Source organism: Paraliobacillus sp. JSM ZJ581 (assembly GCF_044383835.1).
GTDB lineage: Bacteria > Bacillota > Bacilli > Bacillales > Amphibacillaceae > Paraliobacillus.
Genome location: NZ_JBISEP010000034.1, coordinates 1 through 24,496, shown reverse-complemented (window position 1 = coordinate 24,496; position 24,496 = coordinate 1). Strand labels below are relative to the sequence as shown.

Here is a 24,496-nt window from a genome sequence, read left to right as displayed (position 1 = left end):
CCTTCGAGAATTAATCTATGAAGATTATCTCATCTGGAGACTGAGTTGCATACGTGTGTAGTATTTGACGCTTACATCGATACGGCAAACGTAGAAATGATAGATCAACTTCTGCCTTGGTCAATAACGCTTCCATTAAATTATCAAAGTCCAAATTAAATCTTGGTTATAGTATAAACGAGCCCATACCTAAATAGAAGGTGTGGGCTGTTTGACGCTTACAAAAAGTTTTACGGTCAAAGTGAATGGGCTATTCAAAATCAAGTGTTTATCGCACTTATTGTTTTTTTCCTGCACGTGCTTGCGCAAATCGGAACAAAAAACAAGCGAAAAACCTTACAAATTAGCCGTTATTTAAAGGCTGCTTTATGGAAACAGGCACGTATCTGGATTCGAAAGATTGAAGGGAAAGGCGTACCTTAATATGCATTTTGTTGTCGTTGCACTAGGATAATTGTAAATTAATTACCAAACGGATGGAGCCACCTTTAGTTGGGTATTTACTTTTTTGGCTCTAAATAGCAAGAATAATTAAACTGAAAATCACGAAAATATTTATGCAACGCTAGTGAACCCATAACTTAAAATATATTCATCAGAAATATCCTAATTATTTGTCACTAATTAATATATTTTTAAAAATACTTATTGTTTTATTAATATTTTTCCTTTTTATAACTAAGTATACAATATAACCAAGCCCATAAATGATAGGAGTCTGCCAAGAATCTATAAACCATCCGGAAATTATAAATAATAATGTTAAAATTATTTCGCCTGTAATATCTTTCACCAAATTTATTTTTAAAATTTTCGACAGAACTAATTCAGCAAATATTGATTTGAAAGCCAACAGAATAACAATTGCTAAGACTGTTAGTTCCAAATTTCTAAAAACAACTGCACTGAGAAATGTCACACAAACACTTAAAAGTAAAGTGATCATATTCACTTTTAACATTAATTTCTCTTGACGCATTGTTTTTAAATAGGTATTAATTAACAGCGCCATTCTTCCTTCAAATAGAAACATAGGAAAAACCAAAGTCATATACATAAGGCTATCTTTATACCCAGGAAGCCATAACACCATCACTTCTTTTAAAGGGTAATACAATATTAGTAAACCTAGTAAAATTACCATTATTGAATCACGAATATTTAGATATATTTTTGATAAATTCTCCGTAGCAGTTCTCCTTAATACAGGAAATAGAATTAAACCGATAGCATTAATAAGTAACATCATTAAGTTAGAAATACTAAGTGTAAGTGAAACTTTACCGAAAGTTTCCACATCCCAAACTCTTTCAATCCCAAATCTAACTACTCCAATTATCAATAAACTAGAAATGAAAGCTAACATTAGTTTAATACCAACATTAATATTATTAAAAACCTCAATAAACGACGGTTTAAATTCCGAAATAGGTCGTATAATCATGTCTCTACAGTAAAAAATCGTAAGCCACAAAGAAATTGTCCTTCCAAAGATATCAGCAATAATTAGAATCTCAAAGTTTGTTACACCAAATAACAAAGCTATGATAATTAAAATCAAATATATAATTCTATCAGTAATAGTAATATGAGCATATTCTTTAATCCTATTCGTTGCTTGTAAGACAAATAATGGAAGGCTTCTAACGTTCATTATTACCATTGTAATTGCAATTAAATTAAAAATTGTAATTTTATTTTCGTCATGTATAAATTCTTTTGCTAAAATAATAACCAATATTGCCAATAGTAATTGTGTTAAAATTAGCATATAAAACTGGCTAAAGATTTTCGTTTTATCTAATTCTTGATATGTCTTTCCCCCTTCTCTTAAATAAATGCCGTCACTCCATCCAAAATGTAAAAAACCCACATATGATGCATAAAAAATATATAGTTGCCAATAACCATACTCATTTACACCAATCAATTTAGGTACTATAAGTACAACTAATGTTGTTATTAGCAAAGAAATTAGATTAGATGAAACGGCATATGAGAAATTTTTAAAAAACTGTCTATAATTAAAACTCATTTTTTCTCTCTTTTCTTCAATAAATGTTTTGACAAGATCCTTAAAAGTTATTTATCTAATAAACGCATTTAATAACCCATATTCCTCTCTTTGGTATATTATTTGTTATTGTTAAAATCTTGCGTAGTTTTCAAATTAGTAGAGAATTAGATGGGTTAAATCACTTAATTTTATTACTGTCTTTAGACTTGTCATTGTAAACATATAGATATTTAATAATTTTTCTTTGCAATCCACGAATACATCAAGCAATTTTAAAATTTACTTTTGCATTTTTTGTTTTATAAAGAAGATTTGTAAGCTTTTTTAGTAATCCACAAAAATTTAAATACTGAATTCAAACTAAAATTTTTACCGTTTATCAATTACTTTCTTTATTGATTTGAAAACTGGGTCATCAATAATAAAATCTATGACAACATTTAATCTTTCCTGAATTTTTTTACGGTAAGTAACATTGTTTTCGATTAAAGTAGATACTTGATATTTTAGTTTTTCCAGATTGTCACTATTAACTTCTTCAATATTAATCATAAATTTATCCATATCAAATTGCTTCATGATGTTAGCCTTAAATCCAGAATAGGATATTGCAATTGAAGGAATTGAAGAACATAATCCGAAAATCACAGAATGAAACCTAGTTCCTATAAGTATTTCACTATTTGAATACAAATCAACTAATTCCTTAGCATGTAAATAATCATAATTAAAAATAAAATACTTACTTTCATCATAAGTTAACATCCTTTGAAATTTTCTAGTAATGATATCATCATTTTCAAAATCGTTGGGTCCTTTCACATGTGGAACAACTAAAGTTTTAAACCCATAATTTTCAAATATAAAATTTGATAAAGCTTTGATTGTATTAAGATAATTATATTCCCCTTCAGAATTTTTAAATTTATGCTGTCTTAATGTAATGACAATATATTTTCCACTTATTTTATAAAGTCTCTGATTGTATTCAATCTTATTTACTAAAAATCCATAATCACTAGTCTTATGAAGGAGTTCATCATTAATATTCATTTCTTTCATAGCATCGAAAGAAACTTCTTCTCTTACAGACACTCCTTGAGATTGATTTAAATAATATTTAACAAAATTTCGGTTGATTTTTGATAATATTGTGTTATTAAAAAAAGGGCCTATAGATTGAGCCATGAAATAGTAATTTTTACCTAATTTTTTCGCGATAATTATTGGATATAAGCATTTAAATAAATGAACTATACTTTTCAAACCTCTTCTATCATGTAAGAAATGACCACCCTTGGATACTACAACATCTGCTTCTGAAATCGCTGAATAATAATCACCTTTTTTACTAAATCTCAAAAAAATCAGACACAGTAAATTACGAAATAAGCTTACTATTTCCTTCAATTTACTAGTTTTCTTCCCATCATACACTTTGTAGAAAGGGGATGAAAGCAGTTCAATTTCAATATGTGGAAAAACTTCTTTTATTTTATCAATACTATTGATATAAAAAGAGTTTTTTTCATTCAGTTCAGATAGAATTTTAACACTAAATTGATTGCCATATTCCAACTCAAATCTTTTGATAATACTCATAATAATTGCACTATCTCCTGCGTTAAGATCCGACCACCCATTTGTAATTACTAATTTATTCATAATTGTCCTCCTAAACAAATTTATCAATAATTTCTTTATACTGCTTACCTATTTTTCCCCAGTCAAAATCCTGTACTTCATTTAGGTTAAATGTAGATGAATTATCGATAATACTATTTAAAAACCTAATAAATTCTTCTTTTATTTTAAAAGCATCATTTTCTACAACAAAACCTCTATTATTTTTAGTAATAATTTCACACGATTCATCAAAAACTGGTGCAATTGCAAAAATGGGACGTCGAGCCGCAATATATTCATATAATTTTCCTGGAACTTGAAGATCTCCTTCATTACCGAAATATAGAAGTGAGTCGCATTCAATTTGTAGTCTTATTACATCTTCAAATGGAATATTTCCAATGAAATTAATAATTAAATTTTTAGAGAAAGAAAGCTTATTAACGTAATCAAGTACATATTGTTCCATCTTGCCAGCGATTGTAATATCTATGGTTAAATCTGTAATTCTGTTAAAATCTATCAAGGATAATGCTCTAAAAAACTGCTTAGGATTTCTAATATCGTAATAGAATATTCCAGAATAAAATAACTTAATAATATTTGTTTTTCTTTTTTTATCTGTATTTTGATTAAATACGGAATTATATTTAACTAAATCAACACCTTGTCTTATTACCTTAATCTTATTTGATAGGTTGTAGATCTTTTTATACTGAGAACAAGTACTATCGGTTGTCACTGTAATATAATCTGAATGATTGATTACTTTTTTTTCAAAAAAGTAATCTAAACGACTTCGCCACTTTGGTATTGTTTCATTTGATGGATTAAAAGACCAAGGATCACCATAATCTAATATCAATCTACACCCGAATTTACGTTTTATTTTCATTCCTAACAAGTGAGTGGAAAACGGAAAACCAACAGTAACAATTATATCTGTAGGATTATTTTCATTAATTTTAATAAATTCCCTATAAGCATGTTTATTCCAAAAAATCATTCTATCTGGAAAAATAGTTGCTCTAATTATATTTTTGTATAAGCTACTTAAAATTTTTTTGATTTTGTATTTATTAGATTTAGTCTTAATAGCTTTTGATTTAACTACGCTTTTCTTTTTAGGATAGAGAAACCTATAAAATTTGCCTGGATTTGTTCTATGTATTTTGTAAGATTCACCTACTAAATTCAATTTAGAATTATTGTACATGGGATCTGACTCTGAGGGATCAATTGTAATTATTCGAACATTGTAATCTATTGCAAGTTCTTTGGCAAAGTAGGTCCAAGCGATTCCCCTACCAGCTCCAATTGGCGGAAAATTATACATGAATACAATAATGTTTTTTTTATTATTCATTACTTGATCCACCTAAAGCCATAACCTTTTCATATACCATTTCTACACTCTCCACCATTGATTTTACTGAAAATTTTTTTGAAATTACGATTGATTCTTTAGAAAATGAAGATATATCCATTTTCTTCACTTCTTCTAATGCGTTAACTAATGCCGTTGTTGAGCTAGGCTTAATCAACAGTCCATTCCTTCCATGCTCGACAATTTCAGGAATTCCACCTACATTTGTAGATATTATTGGAACTCCGCAATTAATTGCTTCTACTAAGGTGTATGGAAGACCTTCATTGATAGAGGGGGCAATTAACAAATCTGTATCCTTAAAAACTTCTCCCACATTATCGCTGTAACCCATTAATTTGACATTATTTAACTGGTTTTTTTTAATATAGTCATTAATATAGTTTTCTAACTCTCCTTCACCATATATGTGAAAGTGCAGATTTGATTTAAGGTCATTTATAGCTTCCATAAGATACCTAATCCCTTTTTGTTCAGTAAATCTTCCTACAAAGGAGATATTATATATTTTTTTTTTTATTTTTCTATACACGTCAAATTTTTTAAAATCGACACCGTTATAAATAGTATATACTTGATCTGATTTATACCCTATTTCTAATAATTCTTTCTTAGATCTCTCTGAAACCGCAATTGTAGCCTTATCTAATTTCTTCATAAAATGCATTAGATACTTATATATAAAATTATTTTTATTTTTTGGCAACCAAAGTCCGTGAGATGTTGTCATAATCTTTAATTTCATTTTGTATATTTTTTGGCATATAAAACCAACTATTCTTCCTATAAAAATCCCTCGAGCTGCATGCAAATGAAGTATATCTGGATTTATTTTTTTCACTATATTTGTTATTTGTTTTATGTTTAACAAATTTCTATCAACCGCTATACAATTACTCATTAACTTTTTGTCAATATGTTTGATCATTTTATTCCCTTTTGAATAAATTATGTACTTATCATACTTATTATCTGAAACTAAATTACCCAAATCCACAACGTGTTTTTCTGATCCTCCATAAACATCACCGTTAAGAATTATATATACAACCTTGATTTTTTTTTTATCAATCATAATTCATCCCACCTTTTAAGTAATAATTACTTTAAATTTTTGACTTCTTCTTAGAATAAAATAACCACAACAGAATTAAAATTGGGGTTTCTAATAGAAACATCATATTTACTGTTGAATTTATCATTCCCCCATAGAGTATACTCATTGGCTTTAACATCATAAAAGGGTACCATAAATAAAAAAAAGCATCATTAAAAGTTGTATATATTTTATTAAAATATCCTATTAAAATACCAAATATAAATCCTCCAAATACTAATCCTAATATACCAAAATTAAGTAAAAGCTCACCTAACACAGTGAAGTCAGTTACAATAAAATTATCAAATTGTTCTGGATGATAGATTTGAGTCATTTGAGAATTAAAATTATAAGGCTTATCAGGTAATATACTTCTGGGAATTGGTGATAAAATAAAATCTACAAATGATTTTCCAAATGTGAAATCAGTAGGACTACCAACAAGCTTTATAAAGTTATCGAATTGTACGTATCTATTTAAAATATTCTCAATAAATTCTACTAACCTTAATTGTTTTAAAGATGTGATAAAACCTGTAGTGAGACCATCTCTAAATAAACCATACCAACCAGAAAAAACTATAAAAAAAGAACCAAACAAGAATATTTTCTTCCATTCAACAATGTTAGTAATTTTAAATTTATAAAAAAATATAGAAATAATAGGGAGTATAATCATTCCTCTACCTCCCAAAGTAAAGGTGATGAAAATGTTAATCACTAATATTAAATATATTACCCAACTCCACTTTTCTTTTTTATACAGATAAGCAATAATTACATTTATGTATAGGGCTGTTTGAATCAAAAGTAAAATAATAGTCTGAAAATATAAACCGCCACTATTTTGAAATATACGTCTATTATCAAGTAAATTTGAGACTAAATATGAAAAATCAACTGTTCCAATTTTTGCGAAATATATAAAAAAACCTATAAATGCAACAAACAAAGTAAGGTATTTAATTTTGTTAAATTTAATTTCTCTAGATGCTAAATTTATATAAAATACAGGAATTTTTTTTATTGGCATTACTATTAGTCCGAACATAAAAAAACCCAAAAAAATAATGTAGTATACTAAAGGAAGAATCATTTGATTTGGTTCTAGTTTGTCTATAGCAAGAATATAGATTCCTTTGATAGAGAAAGAGATAATAAATGCAATAAACGTTATTGAGATTGGGGAAAAAATATCAGTTGATCGGTTATAATTTATTATACTGCCACTCAATAGCATAACATGAGTTATCATGAGTAATACCCCAGCTATTGTATTAAGAAATATACTATTTATTAGAATACACAATAGTAATATTACAATTAAAATTTTAGTTTTTTTCATTTAATATCTTCCATTTCTGTCGTATAAATATTGCTCATTATACTTAAAATTTTTTGTGTTGATAGATCATTAATATCCTCCAAGTTTTTAGAGCGAATATCTATAATAAGGTCTCTGTTTTTTTCAAGCTTTGTAATATGTTTTTTAAATTCTAAAGGACTATCATTTACAACAAACCCATTTAATCCATTTTTAACCAAGTCATTATTTCCTCTACAATTAGATACTATTACAGGTAAACCTACCGCCATAGCCTCCATTACATTTACAGGTAACCCCTCTTGACGCGAAGACGATACAGCCACATCTGAAATCAGCATTAATTCTAGAACGTCTGTACGATAGCCAAGTAATTGAACTGTATTAGTAAGATTTAATGATTCAATTAGTTTAGCATATCTATAATAATAATCGCCTTCTCCAACTAATATAAGTTTTAAGTTAGGTATATCTTCCTTCATTAAATTTATTGATTTAATAATAGTATCTTGATGTTTACGATAACTTAATTCACCTACATAAATGACTAAAAAATCGTCATCTTTATACCCAAGCTTTTTTCTCAATTCAGATTTAAGTTGGTTTGTCTGAGGCTGAAACCTACTTAAATCAACCCCCACACCGTTAACAAGTTCAATCTTACTAACTTTAAACTTTTTTATTGCTAGGTTATAATCTTCTTCATTTATTGTAATTAACGTATCGGTAAACCTTGATAAAACTTTTTCAATAGGATAATATAGCAACCAATTTTTTTTAGGAGCACCTTTAAAAAAATGAAAACCATGAGCAGTATATATTACTTTTAGTCCTTTTCTTCTTGCAGCTAGTGAAGCTAATCTAGTTATTGCGCCACCCATTGGAGTGTGACAGTGGACAAGTTTATAGTTATTATTTTTAATAATCTTTTTTAATTGTCTGTAAGCTAAAATATTATTCTTCTTAAAAGGAGAGCGTTCAAGTGGAAGATTGTATTTTTTATCTACATGAAGTAATTTTTCTTCTCCATTACTCGCGACATGTACTTCATAGCCTTTATTCTTAAACCATTTTAAAAAAGGGTAGTGAAAGTGCCTTATATGTTGATCAATTGTGGCTACAAAAAGAATTTTTTCCATCTTATCACCTCTATGTATCTATCTAATAATAGTTAAATTCCCAAAAAGCTTTCTAAATAAATTTATTTTCTTTCCAAAAATTATTATCAACCAACCCAAAAATTTTGACATATAAACTTTTTTTCCATTATCCTGTGAAATCTTTTTTACAAGATAACTAGTATTTGCATAAGTTTCATCTTGAGGTAAGTATACACCCACTACGTTTAGATCTATATATTCTTTCATATAGAAACAAAGCCTATCGATATTTAACATACTTCTTTGATTTTCTATCTGTGGAAACACCGGAGTCTTTAAAGCTATATTTTTTAATCTTGTATAATTCCCAGGACAATTAGGACCATATATCAAGGGTGGTCTTAAAATTACAATTTTAAAAGTTTCATCCGTCATACTCTGTAATTCGCACTCAGCTTGAAGCTTACTCTTACCATAAAGTGTGTTAGGTTCAAGATTAGTATCTTTTGTAATAAGTACTTCTTGACCAATCTTACCCTCTTGACCATAAACAGCCAACGTGCTTATAAATATAAATTGTTTTACTCCTGCTTCCTTTGCTTTTATTGCAATTTCTATTGGCAGATCTCTATTTACTTTATTGTACAAAGATTGCATGTTCGAATTTTCTTTTTTGTGGACTATAGCAGCAACGTGGAGCACTACATCATAAGCAGATAAGTCCTTTTCTCTCCACGATCCGTCTCTCAAACTAATAGAATCTATTAAATAGTCTTCAGGATACTTTTCAAGCCACTTTTCAAAACTAGTACCTACATAACTGTTCTTACCAGTAATTAATATTTTCTTCATCTAGAAATGCTCTCCTTGTTACTTGCTACTTCATCGATTCCTGTCCTACCAGTACCACCTTCAATAACCCCATCACTCTTAACAACACTCACAATAGTACCAAAAAAACATTTGACATCCATCCTAAAACTAACCTTCTGAACATATTCCCCGTCTAATTTGGCTTTAATTTCAATTGCAAGTTCATCTCTTCCATTAATTTGAGCCCACCCAGTTAACCCTGGAGGAACATTATTTGCACCATATTTATTTCGTTCATTTATTAGATCATATTGATTCCACAATGCCGGACGTGGTCCAATAATACTCATTTGTCCAGTAATGATATTCCAAATTTGTGGAAGTTCATCTAGAGAAGTCTTTCTTAAAAACTTTCCCATTTTAGTAATGTATTGTTCTGGATTTTCAAGTAAATGAGTAGGCGTATCTTTAGGTGTGTCTATTCTCATCGTACGAAATTTCAACATATTGAAATGTGTTTTATTAATACCTATACGTTTTTGTTTAAAAAGAACCGGTCCTTTTGATTCAAGCTTTATTGCGATAGTAAGAATTATATATATGGGTAATAACATTATAAATCCAATTAAAGAAAGGATGAAGTCAATTAATCTCTTTACTTTCATATACATGTCAAAACTCTCCTTAAGATTTTCAGTAAATTATCACTTAGCTAAAATAAGCAATCCACCTCCAACCAACTACTAATCCACTAAACTAGTTTTTCACTAAAATTACACGTTCCAATTAACATAAATCAAACCGCTACCCCTAGCTTTTTACTAGGAGTAGCTGTTTTAATTTTTCACAAATTTAATTCTCCACCACACCCAAATTTGACTCTTGATATACAATCCCCATCAATGTATCTTTCAATTCAACAGTTGAATAGGTTTCAAATTGGTTAATTAATTGCGATAATTGCGCTGTATCAATTTCCATTGTCCGACCAACATAAATCTTTTCATATACCTCATCTGGATGTACTTCGTTTTCCCCGAGTAATTCCTCAAACATTTTCTCACCAGGACGAATACCTGAGTAAGTGATTGGAATTTCTTCTTCGGTATAGCCAGACAGCTTGATTAAATTCTTTGCAAGATCAACTATTTTAACAGGTTCACCCATGTCTAACACAAAAATTTCTCCACCATGGGCTAATGTTCCTGCTTGAATCACTAGACGAGATGCTTCTGGTATCGTCATAAAATAACGTGTCATTTCTGGATGGGTGACCGTAACTGGTCCACCTTTCTCAATTTGTTTTTTAAACAACGGAATGACACTGCCGCGGCTTCCTAATACATTACCGAATCGCACGGCTACAAACTTGGATTTCGAATGTTTAGCTAAATTTTGTACAACCATTTCCGCAACACGCTTTGTCGCCCCCATCACATTGGTTGGGTTAACTGCTTTGTCGGTCGATACTAATACAAATGTATTTACATGAAAGGTATCGGCTGCTTCTGCGACATTTTTCGTACCAATCACATTATTCTTAATTGCTTCATGTGGATTAAATTCCATTAATGGAACATGCTTATGCGCTGCGGCATGATATATAATAGTAGGTTGATAGGTTTCAACAATCTCAAAAATCCGTTTACGGTCTTGAACATCACCTATAATTGGTATAATTTCTGTATCCATTTCCGCAAACTTTTCTCTTAGCTCCATATCAATTGTGTAAATACTGAATTCACCATGACCTACTAACACAATTCTACTTGGGGTGAAACGCATTAATTGCCTACAAATCTCTGAACCAATTGATCCGCCAGCGCCGGTCACTATTACGGTATTGTTTGTTACGTATTCTGATATTTTTGTAATATCTAGTTTAACAGGAGCACGGCCTAGTACGTCTTCTACATCGACATTCCTTAGTGCAGATACGGACACACGCCCACTTGCCAGGTCTTCGATTTTTGGTAGCATTTGTACTTTTGCTTCTGTTTGGTTACAACGTTCTAATACTTCAGCTAACTCCCCATTTGTTAAAGAGGGAATTGCAATGACGATGTGATCTATTTTGAATCTTTCGACAATTGATGCAATATGATCGGTTGATTGAACTACTGGTATCCCGTACAGCTCCATTTTGTGTTTGGTAAAGTCATCATCAACAAAGGCTACTGGACAAAGATCAGTATGATTTGGTTCGTTTTTTAACTGCCTTGCAATCATTGCACCAGCAGATCCAGCGCCTACAATTAAGGTGCGCTTCTGCTCGGCATTTGCAATAATAAACCGATCGCGATAAATACGCCAAACAAAACGTGATCCACCGATAAGGAAGATATGTAATAGCCAAGTCACAATTAGTGCACGTTTATAAATAGTAAAATCATTAATAAGAAATTGAATGATAGCTGTAGCTAACATAGATAAACTAATTGCTTTGACGATGGCTACTAATTCACCAATGCTTGCATAAGACCATACTTTGTGGTAAAGCTTATATTTCATGGCAAATAGGTGGTGAAACAATAATAATGAAATAGAACTGATGATGAGTACATTAATTGATCCAGAAGAGATACTAGGATATACTATCCATGATGCAAGAAAGACAGCTGAGCTTATAATCAATGAATCTAATGCCATAAGGAACATCATTCTTGATCGATAGGACATTATTTTTCCTCCCTTCCTTTACCAAGCTAATATAATAGTATTGGCTTTATTTCTTATGCTCTATTATGTAGAATTAGCATAATAAAGCAAGGGAGTAGATTTGCATCACTCCCTTATGTCTTTTTATTTTTTATCTTCTGCTAATAACTCTTTTAATACATCTCTTACTTCTGCACCAATTTCTTTATTTTGCAAAGCAAATTCTATCGTCGTTTTAATAAAACCTAGCTTCTCTCCCACATCATGGCGATGCCCGTGGAAATCATACGCATATACTTTCTGAATCTCATTTAACATTTGGATTGCGTCAGTTAATTGAATTTCGCCTCCTGCACCAATTTGCTGGCGATCAAGAAAACGGAAAATTTCCGGTGTGAATACATAACGACCCATAATTGCAAGATTAGACGGCGCTGTACCTTGTGCAGGTTTCTCTACGAAATTACTTACTTGATAGCGACGATCATTTTGCTCACTAGGATCAACAATACCATAACGATGTGTTTCGCCTTCAGGTACTTGTTGTACACCAATCACTGATGATTCCGTTTCTTCATATTGATTAATCAACTGCTTCAAACATGGGACATCGCTTTGTACGATATCGTCTCCAAGTAAAACAGCAAATGGTTCGTCACCAATAAACTTTCGCGCGCACCAAACGGCATGACCTAATCCTTTTGGTTCTTTTTGACGAATATAATGAATATCCGCTAATTTAGTTGACTGTTCTACTTTTTGCAATAAATCATTTTTTCCTTTTTCACGGAGATTTTGTTCTAATTCTGGTGCAAAATCAAAATGATCTTCAATCGCACGCTTCCCTTTACCGGTGACAATAATAATATCTTCAATTCCTGAAGCTACTGCTTCCTCAACAATGTATTGAATCGTTGGTTTATCTACGATTGGCAACATTTCTTTTGGCATTGCTTTCGTTGCTGGTAAAAATCGTGTTCCCAAGCCTGCTGCTGGAATAATCGCCTTTCTGACTTTCTTCATTTTGTCCTTCTCTCCTTCTTCATCTATTACACTTCAACTACTAGCTTATCGTAAGTATAGGATTTAAAACAAGCCTAATATTTTTTTCTGCTTTGGTTTAATTGGTTCGTCACCAATTACCGTGTCATCATTTATCATGCATTGCGCATTTTCCATAAAATAACATAACATCGAATGACCAAACGTATCTTGGATGACTTGACTTGCTTCTTGGATACGAAAACCACGAGATGATGTATTATGCGCATCTGAAGCAATGAAATGTGTCAAATTCAATTTGATTAATTCTTGAGTGAATTTCTTAATTTTCTTACCGAAATGACCGGTCACGCTTGCTGCGGTAATTTGAGTTAATGCCCCATTTCGAACGAAATCGTATAGAATACTAGGGTCTTCCATAATTACTTTATTTCGTTCTGGGTGAACAATAATTGGTTTAAGATCGTTTAACTGCATATCAAACAACAACTTCTTTGCATATCGCGGTACATTACTAGAAGGTAATTCAACAAATACGTATCGAGTATTTTTATTCAACGGAAGAATTACTCCTTCTTCGCAATCCTCTATCATTTCTCCGTAAATACGTGACTCTTGCCCAGGTAAAACAGTGAGTGGAATTTCTTCTTGTTGTAACCTAGTATTCAATTGATCTACTAATGGTAGGATCATTTCTTTCGTATTATCATAACGGCCATTTTTATGATGTGGCGTGGCGATCACTGTATGAATTCCTTCTAACACTGCTGCACGTGCCATCGCAACACTTTCTTCCAAATGTTTCGCTCCGTCATCTATACCTGGTAGAATATGAGAATGAATGTCAATCATACACGCACAACCTTTTCAAATAACTTTGTTACACACAATAGTTTTATTATAGCAGGAATTAAAAGACTTAGAAATAGACAATGCATATTATAACAAAAAAGAAAATAGATCAATATACCTATGGATAAACGCCTTTCCACTATGATGTTTTCTTGACAAAGGGAAAAGAAGAAATAAAATAACACAATAAATAACTGAGCGAATAGAAAACTATGTTTATTTAATTCTTTTATCAGTACTTTTTATTATATGTAATGGTTTTTCCTCTATCAAAACTAGTTATTTAAGTCATTGCTATGTGTTATTTCTCTAAAAATTATTTAGATTGGTAAAAATCGCTTCCCATTCAATTACTGCTTGCCCTTGAATTAAAGATAAAATTTTTTTATACTGTAATTTTTTGCGTTTTTTCTTATAATACGTCGATGTGTGCTTAAAATAGTATAGAAAAAAACACCGAAATCTATGTTGATGGAATGTCGGTGTTTTTTCATATGATCTGTAAAAGCTTTGACTAGTTACCATAATAGTAATAGTAGTCTCTTCCTTTTTTCATTTCACGGTCGTTCAGCACAGCTCCTAACAGCTTGGCACGTGCTGGCTTTAGTAGATCCCGTGCTTTTTGTGCGGCTTCATAATCGGTTTGTTTACTACGAAGGACTAGAATCGATCCATCACATACATTTGCTAAGATTTGTGCATCCGTTACCGCCAGCACTGGCGGGGTGTCAAATAGAATGATGTCATAATATTCACTAGCACGATTCACTAAAGCTTCCATTGCTTTTGAAGCTAGTAATTCAGAAGGATTCGGCGGCACTGGTCCACAAGTTAAAATATCTAAATTGGTTATATCAGTTTTATTAATAGATTCCTCTAAAGTTGTCTCGCCAACTAAGGCACTGCTTAACCCACGTCGATTATCGATTCGAAACGTGTAATGTACAGTTGGCTTGCGCATATCACCATCAACCAGTAATACTTTCTTCCCTTGTTGCGCAAATACGATTGCTAGATTTGCAACGGTTGACGACTTTCCTTCAGATGGAGCAGAAGATGTAATTAATATTTTCTGCATTTCATCATCGATCGATGAAAATTGCAAATTCGTTCTAATCGTACGATATTGCTCAGATATAGGGGACTTCGGATTTAATTTTGTGATTAAATGGCGCATCATTGTATTTCTAGCTTGCTTCTTTCTTTTATCCACTGAACGTTCCCCTTTCTCGTTTTCTCATGTTTGGTGATTGATACTGGACAGATGATAAGTCTGATTCTTTAATGTGCGAGATTGCTCCTATTACTGGAAGTCCTAATTTTTGTTCGACGTCTTGCTCTGTTTTTAATGTATTATCTAAATATTCTAACAAAAAGGCTAGCCCTACTCCTGCCATTGCGCCTACTACAAGTGCAATTACAATATTTAACATCGGTTTCGGGTTGACTGGTGATGGGTCGGCATCTAATTCCGCTTCAGATAGGACACTAACATTGTCTACATTCATTAAATCGCCAATGTCTTGTTGGAAAATTTCAACCGTTTTATTTGCAATAGCTACTGCAATTGCTGGGTCTGGATCTGTTGCAGTCACGGTAACCACTTGGGAATTCTGCTCACTACCGACATTAATTTTTTCTCTTAAAGTACCTGCTGAGATTGTCAGATCTAGTTCGTTGATTACTTCATCTAGAATTCGTGGACTACGAATAACTACGTTGTATGTATTAATAATTTCCACATTAGAACGGATTTCATTATAATCTACTTGATCAGATTCTGTTGATTTTTGATTCACAATGAATTGTGAACTAGATTGATAGGTGGGTGTAATGAAGAAGTAGGTGACTAGCCCACTAATAAGTGCTGCTCCAATAATAAGTAAGAAAATGAGACCAAAACGCTTCTTCAATACCTCCATTATTTCTTTCAATGATATTGTTTCTTCCATACTGTCGATCCCCCTGCATGTTTATTGTTAGCATCTCGATCATTTAAACTCATACAAACGAAATTATATCACAATGTTCTATCTTTTTGGACAGAATTTTCTCAAACTTTCATCGGAATTTACAAGAAACTACAATAGAACAAGCGACACACCCTTCCTTATTTGTTTGAATTTATGTATAATTGCGGAAATAAACTTGTTTATTAGGAGGACTTTAGAATGACTATTAAACACAATCGCAAAGCGGATTTTTCCATCCATGAGCAATTTACGAAACGTTGGTCACCAAGAGCGTTTCTTGAAAAAGATGTTCCTGATGATTTAGTATTTCGTGCATTAGAAGCAGCTCGTTGGGCACCTTCTAGTATGAATTTACAGCCTTGGCGATTTATTATTGCACGAACAAAGGATGATCGCGAACGTTTCCACTCGTTTATTATGGATGGCAACCGAGTGTGGTCCGAAAAGGCACCTGTACTAATTTTATTTCTTTCTAAGAAAAAAGGAAGTTCACACACATTTGACACAGGAATAGCTTTTGGTTTTTTCGCATTGCAAGCGCTCGAAAACGGGCTAATTACCCATCCAATGGGTGGATTCAATAAAGAAAAGGCACGTGTAGTGTTAGAAATTCCTGATGAGTATCAACTGCATACTGTCGTAGCTTTAGGATATCAAGGAAATAAAGCAACATTATCTTCTGAATTACAAGCACGTGAGATGCCTTCTACTCGTCACCCATTACAAGACTTCATTCATGAAGGAAAATTCTAGCCGAGATCGGGCAACAGTAAAGACCCTTTATCTTATTTTTAGGAATCAACTTCTGCTCAACCGTCTCTCCATTTAAAATTATGACTTTTTCCTCTATTACATTTATTGTGAAAAATATTGGAATTTTGTAGAATTTTGATATAATATATAAAAAATACATATCCTGTTTACCGACAATGGCAAACTTATCGAAAGGTAAGGACGCAAAGCTATGGGTCTAAAGCATAAAATATTTTAATGCTATGATTGCCAAGTTACCGAAGAACTCCATTGAAAAGGTGAACCTCCTAGATTAGTAGTGTTCACCTTTTTCATTCATAAAGGTATGATTAACAAGGAGTTGTGTGCATGTTAATTGATACACTGATTGAAAAAGAAAAATTCCACCATTATTTCCAGCCTATTTTCAGCACAAATACGCAAGAGAAAATCGGTTATGAAGTACTTTTACGTACTAGTTTATTCCCAAATCCATTGTGCATGTTTCAAGAGGCAAAAAAAGCAAAACGTTTATACGAATTAGACTCAAGATCAATTAAGAAAGCGGTGATAACTTTTTGTTCTTCAGCAGTTAAAAAGCAAAGAGCGCTTCTATTTATTAATGTCTTCCCTTCTACTATCGTCAATGATGATTTTGAATCCTTTCTTAACTGTGTGCTAATAGATAACCAAATTAGTAAAAATCAAATTGTTTTAGAAATTTCCGAATCAGAGGTTGTTGAAGATCCAGCATTATTCAAGAAACATATTAAAACACTCAAAAATCAAGGTTACATATTTGCTTTAGACGACGTAGGCAAAGGGTATGCAAATTTTGATAGGATGATCAACTTCGAAGCAAAATATATTAAATTAGATCGGATTTTCTCTAAATGTTTAGATCAATCAAAAAAGAAACAAAATTTAATTCGTTTCTTTCTACAATATTGTAAAGAAAATGGAATCACATTGATATTGGAGGGTGTGGAAACGGAAGAGGAACACCGAGTCGCTAAAGCGCTTGGCGTTACACATGCACAAGGATTCTTGTTAGGAAAACCAACAAGCATAGAAAGATGGGAATAATACTTGAGTATAAGAGCCAAGTGTCAGAGAGTAGTTGGTCCTTAAAAAAAAAAAGAAGAGGAGGATTTTTCCTTGTCCCACTTACTATATGGCTTTTTTTAATCATGAACTGTGATGTATGTCACAGTTTTTTCTTCTTTTCACATGCTAAACTAACAATCGTATACTATATATAGTAACTGAATCGCGTAATGCGTACAATATATTGAAACAGGAGTGGATTTTATGCTAACCATGCCAACGCTCACAAAAGAGACAGAGGATCACTTACTAGAAGCGATAGATCAAATTGTTGATTCTAGTAATCAAGATTTAATTCAAGAGAATGCGAATGTCGATGGTCAGTCACCAATGGGACAAATGTCCAAATTCGCATCTGAGGCATCTAAACATTATGCCAAAAAAGTCATGTTAAGTCCAGACATCACGCAAGCGATGGAAGAAAATTTTATTCATCCACATGATCTTGACTTTATGCCGACTGGAACAACGACTTGTTGTCAAATTCCATTGGGCGAAATATTAAAAGATGGCTTTAATACTGGTCATGGCTATATGCGGGAACCGAATGATATTTTAAGCGCAATGGCACTTGCCTCTATTATTTTTCAATCAAACCAAAATATGCAGCACGGTGGACAAAGCTATCCAATGTTTGATAAAGACCTTGCACCTTATGTACATAAAACTTTCTTAAAACATAAAAAACGCATCAAGCGTTATGCAGCTACACTTACCGAACGAGCACTTGACGAAGCAGCTTGGAATGAAACAGATCGTGACGTGTATCAAGCGTGTGAAGCTTTTGTTCATAACTGTAACTCTATGCATTCGCGTGGCGGTGGGCAAGTACCGTTTGTTTCAGTTAACTACGGCACTGATACTTCAGACGAAGGTCGCTTATTTGTAAAAAACTTATTGCTTGCAACAAAAGCAGGGCTAGGAAATGGTGAAACACCTATTTTTCCAATTCAAATTTTTAAAATGAAAAAAGGAATCAACTTTGAATCTGGCGAACGAAACTATGATCTCTATCAGCTAGCATTAGAGACGACTGCTGAACGATTATTTCCGAATTTCAGTTTCATAGACTCTACCTTCAACGGGCAGTATTATGATGGTACAACAGAATCTGAAGTTGCCTACATGGGTTGTCGTACACGTGTGATGGGCAATCGGCACGGGGTAGAAAATGGAATTAAGCGTGGGAATTTATCATTTACATCGATTAATCTTGTGAAAATAGCATTGACTTCTTATGACACTGTTAGTTTTTTCAATAAATTAGACCACTATATTGATCTAGTGATTAAACAATTATTGGAACGGTATGCTTTTCAGATAAAGAAAAAAGCACAGCACTTTTCTTTTTTATATAGCCAAGGGGTGTGGAAAGACAGTGAAAAGTTGGCCGCTGAAGACGAACTAGCAGACGTATTAAAACACGGCACACTAAGTATTGGCTTTATCGGATTAGCTGAAGCATTAAAAGCGCTAACTGGTGAACATCACGGAGAATCAGATGATGCGTATGAATTAGGGTATCAAATTGTTTCTCACATGAGAAAGCGCGCAGATCAAGCTGCCGATCAATATGATTTGAATTTTTCTCTTATTGCAACACCCGCAGAAGGATTATCCGGAAAATTCACGAGAAGTGATCAAAAGGAATTCGGTAACCTTCCTGGTATAACAGAGCGGGATTATTACACGAACTCTTTCCATGTTCCTGTTTATTACGCTATTCGTGCGATTGATAAAATTCGTAAAGAAGGGGCTTTTCATAAATTGTGTAATGGTGGACATATCTCTTACATTGAATGTGATGGTGACGTTTCTAAAAACACAAAAGCACTTGATACATTAGTTAAAGCAATGGCAGCAAGTGACTTTGGTTATGGATCAATTAATCACCCAGTCGACCGTTGTAAAGCTTGCGGGTATACAGGGATTATCGATCATGCTTGCCCTAAATGCCAGAATGATGATCAAGAAAGAGTAGAACGGATTCGCCGAATTACTGGTTATCTTGTTGGAGATATGAAGAAATGGAATTCTGCTAAACGAGCAGAAGAAAGCCAGCGTGTGAAGCACCAAACCAGCCGTGTTAATGGAGCTACTGTACAGAAAAGCGCTGATCATTCATGAAGGTAATGAACATTTTACACGATTCCGTTGTAGATGGGGAAGGCTTGCGTACGGTAATTTTCTTTGCAGGATGCCCGCACTTCTGCAAAGGATGTCATAATCCAGCAAGCTGGAATATCCGGAATGGAACAGAAATGACTGTTGATGAAGTCGTTGAAGAAGCTGGAAGCAATCCATTAACCGATATTACTTTGTCTGGTGGTGAGCCTTTCTTTCAAGCAGAAGAAGTAGCAAGAGTTGCTAAGCGACTAAAAGCGATGGGCAAACACATCTGGGCTTATAGCGGGTTCACATTAGAGCAATTGCAGCAATCAAAAAATCCTTACCAGTGTGAATTGCTTAGCTATTGTGACGTGCTTGTCGATGGACCATTTATTTTAGCAGAAAAAGATCTATCCTTATCATTTAGAGGAAGCCGAAACCAACGTGTAATTGACTTAAATAAAATGGAAGTAATGCTTTAATGGGACAAGGGGGTAACCTCCTCGTCCCATTTTATTTATTTTGTTGAGGCCCAAAAGGACAGACTTCTTTGCCTCAGTTTCGTTTTCTGTTCATCTTTCAAGGGTATACTAGTGATTGAGAGGGGAGAATTATCAAATGATACAAATTATTGCAGTAACGAAGCAGCAACAACTAATAGAATTAGATGCAATGGAGGATCTGTCTACCATTGATTATCAATGGTATTGGATTGACTTTGACCAACCAACGTCAGAAGAAGTCATTCATCTTGAAAAGACATTACACTTTCACCCCTTGGCCATCGAGGATTGTTTGCAAAACTTACAACGTGCAAAACTGGATTATTATGATGATTTTAGTTTTTTCATTATGCATGCGATTGAACCGATGACATTAAATCAGCTAGAGCATGATTTCTTTTTGAGTGAAAATGCGATTGTCACGTTCCATCACCAATCCTCTATTCAAATTAATCAAGTATGGCAGCGTCTAAAAAAATTGCGTGAGGAACAAATTGAAAAGTGGGATTCGTATCGTGTGTTCTATGAAATATTGGACAAAATTGTTGATCATTATTTTCCGATCATCTATTCGATTGAGGATGAACTGAATGAAGTCGAGAATAATCCAAATGAAAAAACGATGCCTGTATTGTTAGATAATTTATTCGACATAAGACATCAGTTGTTACAATTGCGACATACCATTAATCCGGTTCGTGATCTATTTTATCGTATGTTAAATTCTAGTCATCTTAAGGGAATTAAGGATCGTCGAGCATACTTTACCGATATCTATGATCATTTATTAAAGCTTTCCGAAATGGTAGCATCGAATCGTGACATTGCTAATGATATTCGAGATAATTATTTATCTTTAAACTCCCATCAAACTAATGAGGTAATGAAAGTACTAACAATTATTACGTCTATCTTTGCACCGCTTACTTTAATTGCAGGTATATATGGGATGAACTTTACTTATATGCCAGAACTTCAAACAGATGCAGGGTACTATATTACACTCGGTGTGATGGTAGTGATTGCTATTGCCATGTTCGCATGGTTCAAGCGAAAAAGGTGGTTTTAACGAAGGAAGTAGGCATTCCAGCTTTTTTTTGACAAAAGCTGACCCTAGTGTTTCTCTTTTCAAAAGTGAAGTAGTAAGGTATAATATATATTTCGAGTTACGAAGGAAAGAAGGTAGAAATAAACACATGCCAAATGGTAAACAAACACATGCAACAATAACAAAAGAAAAGATTTGGACGAAAGACTTTGCCCTTATTTGTGTGGCAAACTTTTTTATTTTCTTAGGATTTCAAATGACATTACCTACAATTCCGTTATTTGTTCAACATCTTGGTGGTAGTGATCAATTAATCGGAATTGTTACTGGTATATTTACATTCTCTGCATTATTATTCCGACCATATGCTGGACATGCATTAGAGTCAAAAGGTCGACAATTTGTCTATATGATCGGCTTAGGAATCTTTGTCCTCTCTGTCGGTTCGTATTCAATTATTGCTAGTATTGGATTTTTAATTGCAATGCGCATGTTACAAGGAATTGGTTGGGGATTCTCCACCACTGCGACTGGTACAATTGCAACCGATTTAATCCCACCAAGCCGACGAGGAGAAGGAATGGGCTACTTCGGGTTGTCGGGAAATCTTGCCCTAGCATTTGGACCAGCACTTGGGCTAACATTAATTGGCACTTTAACATTCTCACAATTATTCATCATATGTGCGGCATTAGGTTTGGTTGCCTTTATTTTATCGACACAAATTCAATACAAAAAAGTCGAGCATTCCAAGCATAAAACAACGACTATTAAATTCGATATTTTTGAAAAAAGTGCAATAAAACCTGCAACGTTATTGTTTTTTATTACAGTAACATTTGGTGGAATTGCTTCTTTTCTTCCTTTATACACGGCAGAAAAAGGCATGGATGGAATAGAGATTTACTTTCTAACTTACGCCTTATTTTTGATGATTTCTCGAACGTTTGCGGGTAGGTTATATGACCAGAAAGGACATGTTGCGGTATTTTTACCGGGGGCGTTATTAATCTTCACAGCGATGCTACTACTTGTATGGCTACCTAGTACGTTTGTTTTGTATACAGCAGCTGCACTCTATGGACTTGGTTTCGGTAGTGTCCAACCAGCTCTACAAGCATGGGCTGTTGATCAAGCAGCTTCCAATCGAAAAGGAATGGCAAACGCCACATTCTTTGCCTTTTTTGATTTAGGTGTTGGAATTGGTGCCATGACATTTGGTGTCATTGCCTCAAACTTTGGCTACAGCTTTATCTACTTAACAGCTGCGTGCTCTGTAGTCATTTCAATGCTTTTGTATGTAACATTACTATTTAAGAGTCGTAAAACGGGACAAGGGAGCTAATTCCCCTGTCCCATTATTCTTCCTTAAAAACGAGATAGCACACTTGATTTTTTATCCCATTCTTCTTTTTGTATCATTTGAGCTAATTCTTCTCTCAGGTCTTCCATAATATCTTCTAAACTCACACCTTGCTCGTCCTTCTGGTATACGCTTGTTAAAATCGTTTTCAATTTTTCACTATCTAGTAATTTATCATTGTTCATATTGATTTGATTCCTCGTTAACTAATTTTTTGATCAACTAATGCTTATTTATTTGTTTAAACCATCTTATATGCCATTTTTGGAATAAATTGATTCTATCACATCGTTCAAAAAATGTTAATCGTTTTTATAAATATTGTAAATAAAACAGGATAAAAGATTCGATCCTTTTATCCTGTTCCAACTCTATCTAACTAGTCTCTGCTAAATAAGTCTCTGGTGTATACTTTTTCTGTTACATCTTTCAGTTCATCTGTTATTCTGTTCGCTACTATTACGTCAGACATTTGTTTAAATGTTTCTAAATCTTTAATCATTTTCGAGTGATAAAATGTTTCTTCTTTTATTACTGGCTCATATACAACCACTTCAATTCCTTTCGCTTTAATTCGTTTCATAACCCCTTGAATGGCAGATTGCCTAAAATTATCAGAGTCTGTTTTCATTGTTAAACGATATATTCCTACTACTTTTGGTTCTCTAGCAAGAATACTTTCTGAAATATGATCTTTACGCGTACGGTTAGCATCAACAATTGCCGCCATCATATTATTCGGCACATCTTCATAATTCGCAAGCAGTTGCTTGGTGTCTTTTGGTAAACAATAACCACCATAACCGAAAGAAGGATTATTGTAATGCGTACCTATTCTTGGATCCAATCCAACTCCTTCGATGATTTGTTTCGTATCTAGACCTCTCACTTCCGCATACGTGTCTAATTCATTGAAAAATGCGACACGCATTGCTAAGTACGTATTTGCAAATAGCTTAATTGCTTCCGCTTCAGTCGAATTAGTAAACAATACATCTATTTTTTCTTTTAACGCACCTTTTTGAAGTAAAACTGCAAACTGTTGCGCTCGTTCTGATTGTTCTCCAACAATGATACGTGAAGGATATAGGTTATCATATAATGCTTTTCCCTCTCGAAGAAATTCAGGAGAAAAAATGATATTTTCCGTTTTAAATTTTGCTCTTGTTTCTAACGTATATCCAACTGGAACAGTAGATTTGATAATCATTGTTGCATCAGGATTCACTTTGATTACATCATCGATTACTGTTTCAACTGTGCTAGTATCAAAATAATTCTTATCTGGATCATAATTTGTAGGTGTAGAAATAATAATAATATCTCCATGTTGATAAGCTAGCTGTTTATCTGTTGTAGCATAAAGATCTAATTTTTTTCTTTGTAAATATTCCTCAATATATGTATCTTGAATTGGGCAAGACTGATTGTTAATTAACTGTACTTTATTAGGGATAATATCTAATGCGACTACACTGTTTCGTTGTGCAAGCAGCACGGCATTTGATAATCCAACATACCCCATACCAACGACTGTAATGTTCATTATCATCTCACCTTCCATACAAAAAATGAGACAGCGCGGGCTGACACATTAAAAGCCTCTGTCCCTAAATTTTATGGTGATTAGTATGAAATAATGATAATTTTAAGAAAATACAAAAATCTATTCACTTCTTTTCTTAAATATATTATAATTATTAAGTTGAATCAATTTCATAATTGCTCTTTTTAAAAATACAAAGACCTGCAGAAAATTAATAATGTAATTTTAAAAAATTCC

At 32.9% G+C, this 24,496-nt stretch carries 21 protein-coding genes, 1 pseudogene and 1 riboswitch; of the genes and pseudogenes, 7 read left to right on the top strand and 15 right to left on the bottom strand.

The features are described from left to right. Window positions 1–222: 222 nt before the first annotated feature. A pseudogene (locus ACH6CY_RS14240) lies at window positions 223–423 on the top strand (IS4 family transposase); the annotation flags it as partial. Window positions 424–610: 187 nt separating this feature from the next. Here the strand turns inward: ACH6CY_RS14240 and ACH6CY_RS14235 are convergent. From ACH6CY_RS14235 to ACH6CY_RS14175, 13 genes are all read right to left on the bottom strand, one after another. Then, on the bottom strand, window positions 611–2,035 hold the full coding sequence (locus ACH6CY_RS14235) for a lipopolysaccharide biosynthesis protein (RefSeq protein ID WP_374067997.1): 1,425 nt from the start codon (window positions 2,033–2,035) through the stop codon (window positions 611–613). A gap of 351 nt (window positions 2,036–2,386) precedes the next feature. Continuing rightward, window positions 2,387–3,682, bottom strand: coding sequence for a polysaccharide pyruvyl transferase family protein (locus ACH6CY_RS14230; RefSeq protein ID WP_374067996.1), 1,296 nt, complete (start codon window positions 3,680–3,682; stop codon window positions 2,387–2,389). Between the two features lie 10 nt (window positions 3,683–3,692). After that, window positions 3,693–5,009, bottom strand: coding sequence for a glycosyltransferase (locus tag ACH6CY_RS14225; RefSeq protein ID WP_374067995.1), 1,317 nt, complete (start codon window positions 5,007–5,009; stop codon window positions 3,693–3,695). Further along, a complete protein-coding gene (locus ACH6CY_RS14220; protein ID WP_374067994.1) occupies window positions 5,002–6,105 on the bottom strand; it encodes a glycosyltransferase in 1,104 nt (367 codons plus the stop codon). Before ACH6CY_RS14220 ends, ACH6CY_RS14225 begins: the two co-directional genes overlap by 8 nt. A 31-nt stretch (window positions 6,106–6,136) precedes the next feature. Next, entirely contained in the window at window positions 6,137–7,474 is a 1,338-nt protein-coding gene (locus tag ACH6CY_RS14215; RefSeq protein ID WP_374067993.1) for an O-antigen polymerase, read from the bottom strand. Next, complete coding sequence (locus tag ACH6CY_RS14210) at window positions 7,471–8,592, bottom strand: glycosyltransferase family 4 protein (protein ID WP_374067992.1); 1,122 nt, start codon at window positions 8,590–8,592, stop codon at window positions 7,471–7,473. The genes ACH6CY_RS14215 and ACH6CY_RS14210 overlap by 4 nt, the downstream gene beginning before the upstream one ends. 18 nt (window positions 8,593–8,610) lie before the next feature. Next, window positions 8,611–9,405: an NAD-dependent epimerase/dehydratase family protein gene (locus tag ACH6CY_RS14205; RefSeq protein ID WP_374067991.1), complete on the bottom strand. Its 795-nt coding sequence runs from the start codon at window positions 9,403–9,405 to the stop codon at window positions 8,611–8,613. After that, entirely contained in the window at window positions 9,402–10,037 is a 636-nt protein-coding gene (locus ACH6CY_RS14200) for a sugar transferase (RefSeq protein ID WP_374067990.1), read from the bottom strand. The genes ACH6CY_RS14205 and ACH6CY_RS14200 overlap by 4 nt, the downstream gene beginning before the upstream one ends. A gap of 181 nt (window positions 10,038–10,218) precedes the next feature. Further along, window positions 10,219–12,045 carry a polysaccharide biosynthesis protein gene (locus ACH6CY_RS14195; protein ID WP_374067989.1) on the bottom strand — a complete coding sequence of 609 codons (1,827 nt, stop codon included), beginning with the start codon at window positions 12,043–12,045 and terminating at the stop codon, window positions 10,219–10,221. Window positions 12,046–12,168: 123 nt separating this feature from the next. Further along, window positions 12,169–13,047 carry a UTP--glucose-1-phosphate uridylyltransferase GalU gene (galU, locus tag ACH6CY_RS14190; protein ID WP_374067988.1) on the bottom strand — a complete coding sequence of 293 codons (879 nt, stop codon included), beginning with the start codon at window positions 13,045–13,047 and terminating at the stop codon, window positions 12,169–12,171. A gap of 63 nt (window positions 13,048–13,110) precedes the next feature. Beyond that, the gene (locus ACH6CY_RS14185) at window positions 13,111–13,878 is read right to left on the bottom strand and encodes a tyrosine-protein phosphatase (protein ID WP_374067987.1); all 768 of its coding nucleotides are present in this window, start codon (window positions 13,876–13,878) and stop codon (window positions 13,111–13,113) included. A 514-nt stretch (window positions 13,879–14,392) separates the two neighbouring features. Next, window positions 14,393–15,091 (bottom strand): CpsD/CapB family tyrosine-protein kinase, encoded by a 699-nt coding sequence (locus tag ACH6CY_RS14180; protein ID WP_374067986.1) that lies wholly within the window; start codon window positions 15,089–15,091, stop codon window positions 14,393–14,395. Next, window positions 15,084–15,830 (bottom strand): YveK family protein, encoded by a 747-nt coding sequence (locus tag ACH6CY_RS14175; protein ID WP_374067985.1) that lies wholly within the window; start codon window positions 15,828–15,830, stop codon window positions 15,084–15,086. Before ACH6CY_RS14175 ends, ACH6CY_RS14180 begins: the two co-directional genes overlap by 8 nt. A 219-nt stretch (window positions 15,831–16,049) precedes the next feature. Between ACH6CY_RS14175 and ACH6CY_RS14170 the strand changes: the two genes are divergently transcribed. The 6 genes from ACH6CY_RS14170 to ACH6CY_RS14145 all read left to right on the top strand — a co-directional run bounded on the left by ACH6CY_RS14170 (window position 16,050) and on the right by ACH6CY_RS14145 (window position 22,695). Then, on the top strand, window positions 16,050–16,604 hold the full coding sequence (locus tag ACH6CY_RS14170) for a nitroreductase family protein (protein WP_374067984.1): 555 nt from the start codon (window positions 16,050–16,052) through the stop codon (window positions 16,602–16,604). A gap of 168 nt (window positions 16,605–16,772) precedes the next feature. Next, window positions 16,773–16,866, top strand: a riboswitch (cyclic di-GMP riboswitch). A gap of 86 nt (window positions 16,867–16,952) precedes the next feature. Beyond that, window positions 16,953–17,669 (top strand): EAL domain-containing protein, encoded by a 717-nt coding sequence (locus tag ACH6CY_RS14165; RefSeq protein ID WP_374067983.1) that lies wholly within the window; start codon window positions 16,953–16,955, stop codon window positions 17,667–17,669. A 234-nt stretch (window positions 17,670–17,903) separates the two neighbouring features. Beyond that, window positions 17,904–19,817, top strand: a complete 1,914-nt coding sequence (locus ACH6CY_RS14160) for an anaerobic ribonucleoside triphosphate reductase (RefSeq protein ID WP_374067998.1) — start codon at window positions 17,904–17,906, stop codon at window positions 19,815–19,817. Then, the gene (nrdG, locus tag ACH6CY_RS14155) at window positions 19,814–20,281 is read left to right on the top strand and encodes an anaerobic ribonucleoside-triphosphate reductase activating protein (RefSeq protein ID WP_374067982.1); all 468 of its coding nucleotides are present in this window, start codon (window positions 19,814–19,816) and stop codon (window positions 20,279–20,281) included. Before ACH6CY_RS14160 ends, nrdG begins: the two co-directional genes overlap by 4 nt. 136 nt (window positions 20,282–20,417) lie before the next feature. Continuing rightward, complete coding sequence (gene corA / locus ACH6CY_RS14150; RefSeq protein WP_374067981.1) at window positions 20,418–21,371, top strand: magnesium/cobalt transporter CorA; 954 nt, start codon at window positions 20,418–20,420, stop codon at window positions 21,369–21,371. Between the two features lie 127 nt (window positions 21,372–21,498). Continuing rightward, window positions 21,499–22,695, top strand: coding sequence for an MFS transporter (locus tag ACH6CY_RS14145; RefSeq protein ID WP_374067980.1), 1,197 nt, complete (start codon window positions 21,499–21,501; stop codon window positions 22,693–22,695). Between the two features lie 23 nt (window positions 22,696–22,718). On the opposite strand, the gene ACH6CY_RS14140 is transcribed toward ACH6CY_RS14145, so the two are convergent. Beyond that, the gene (locus tag ACH6CY_RS14140) at window positions 22,719–22,898 is read right to left on the bottom strand and encodes a hypothetical protein (RefSeq protein ID WP_374067979.1); all 180 of its coding nucleotides are present in this window, start codon (window positions 22,896–22,898) and stop codon (window positions 22,719–22,721) included. 194 nt (window positions 22,899–23,092) lie between these two features. After that, the gene (locus ACH6CY_RS14135; RefSeq protein WP_374067978.1) at window positions 23,093–24,259 is read right to left on the bottom strand and encodes a nucleotide sugar dehydrogenase; all 1,167 of its coding nucleotides are present in this window, start codon (window positions 24,257–24,259) and stop codon (window positions 23,093–23,095) included. Between the last annotated feature and the right edge of the window lie 237 nt (window positions 24,260–24,496).